We start from the raw sequence: 1,558 nt of genomic DNA, 5'->3' as shown, positions 1-1,558 counted from the left end.
CGACGAGATGCCGATGGGGAGCGACTGTCCGTCCATCGACGCGGACGCCGACGGCCCGGTCATCTCGGCGAGGGGGCCGAGGTAGCTCGCACCGAGCATCAGGATGACGAACAGGTAGACGAAGTACAAGTTCGATCGACTGTGGCGAGGGCAGACAAGTGGGTATGAGAGCCACTCGGAGGCAGATATGGCACTTTGCTGTCTGCTCGCGTTCTGGACGGGCGGGGACCACCCACAGATGGACCGCCTCTTTCGGGAATCGGGGCTGTATCGCGAGAAATGGGACGAAGTCCACTATGCAGACGGGTCGACATATGGTGAGAAGACACTTGAGCGAGCAGTCCAGCAGACGTCGGAGTTCTACGACCCAGACACGCAGCCTCGTGAGGACCACGAAACTACGACGGAACAGAGTGTGGGAACGCAATCAACGCAGGACAAGGCGTATCTCGCCGAGAAGAACCGGGTGTTGACTGAGCGAGTTGAAACGCTCGAGGCAACCCTCGCGGAAAAACAGGCGTACATCGAGGAGTTGGAAGCGACTGTTGACCGGCTTGAGCAGCGTGTCGAAGTAGCACCGCGTGACCAGGATGAAGATCCTGACACGGAATCTGCGTCAATGTGGGAGCGAACACGATCATGGTTGAAGTGAGACCGTGTCACCGCAACATGGGTTGATAGTGAGATACTTCTGCTGACGACGCAGCCCTGTTGAAACTCTCTCCTTCAGACGAGCAGTCCTGCGAAACAGCCGGCCAGTCAATGTGCGTGTGTACCGATAATTGTGTCTGGGCAGGGTTCAGACGATGCAAATGACAACTAGTGGTTTAGTGTCCACCCGAGACAGCGTGTAGACCGACGATACCGACGACGATCACGCCGATGAAGAGTATTCGGGCGAGAGCGGCTGGTTCATCAAAGAGAATAATTCCAAGCGTGGCTGTCCCAACGGCCCCGATACCTGTCCAGACAGCATATGCTGTCCCGATAGGGAGATCTTTGACGGCTTGTGCCAGGAGTACCATACTGATGATGAGAGCGACAACAGTACCGACTGTTGGCACTGGCTTTGAGAGTCCGTCCGAATATTCGAGTCCAATTGCCCAGCCAATCTCAAACAGGCCTGCGAGTATGAGGATATACCACGACATGACGTCTCTGCTTCGCTGTCCAATCTGTCTATAGCTTCTGCTATCCATTGAATGAGACCGATTCAACTACCTTGGCACGGGCGCTGGGCTGTGTACTCGCGGATCAGCATTCCTGATCGTCTTCTTAGTCTGGAAGATATTCCTCACAGGAGGGGTGTCTGAATGAACTCCGTTAGTACGTGAACAATTGCTGTGGCTGTTTTTATCCTCCATTGAGGGGTGGAGGAGTCAGCAGTCCCCATGCAATCCATGTCTTCCGACTACGAGCAACAGCGATCACGACTCTCTGGCGAGCACACTGAACAACCGAACGAAGAACCGTGGGCAGATCTCGAACTGTCGCTCCCCCACGGCAGAAGTCCAACTGGCATCGTCTCAGTTGTCGAGCGTGTACTCGTCGAACTCAC

1 protein-coding gene and 1 pseudogene are annotated in these 1,558 nt (G+C 55.3%); one reads left to right on the top strand and one right to left on the bottom strand.

Annotated elements, in window-relative coordinates:
- Positions 1 to 127: 127 nt before the first annotated feature.
- Positions 128 to 652: pseudogene (locus tag C5B91_RS20965) on the top strand (hypothetical protein); the annotation flags it as partial.
- A 175-nt stretch (positions 653 to 827) separates the two neighbouring features.
- On the opposite strand, the gene sugE reads toward C5B91_RS20965, so the two are convergent.
- Positions 828 to 1,151 carry a quaternary ammonium compound efflux SMR transporter SugE gene (sugE, locus tag C5B91_RS20960; RefSeq protein WP_004967623.1) on the bottom strand — a complete coding sequence of 108 codons (324 nt, stop codon included), beginning with the start codon at positions 1,149 to 1,151 and terminating at the stop codon, positions 828 to 830.
- Between the last annotated feature and the right edge of the window lie 407 nt (positions 1,152 to 1,558).

Source organism: Haloferax sp. Atlit-10N (genome assembly GCF_003586325.1).
GTDB lineage: Archaea > Halobacteriota > Halobacteria > Halobacteriales > Haloferacaceae > Haloferax > Haloferax prahovense.
The sequence above is the reverse complement of the archived record's forward strand: the minus strand, read 5'-3'. Positions and strand labels throughout refer to the sequence as shown.

Coding starts and splice junctions, on each gene's coding strand:
- sugE (WP_004967623.1), bottom strand. CDS start 1,151: ATGTCGTGGTATATCCTCATACTCGCAGGCCTGTTTGAGATTGGCTGG.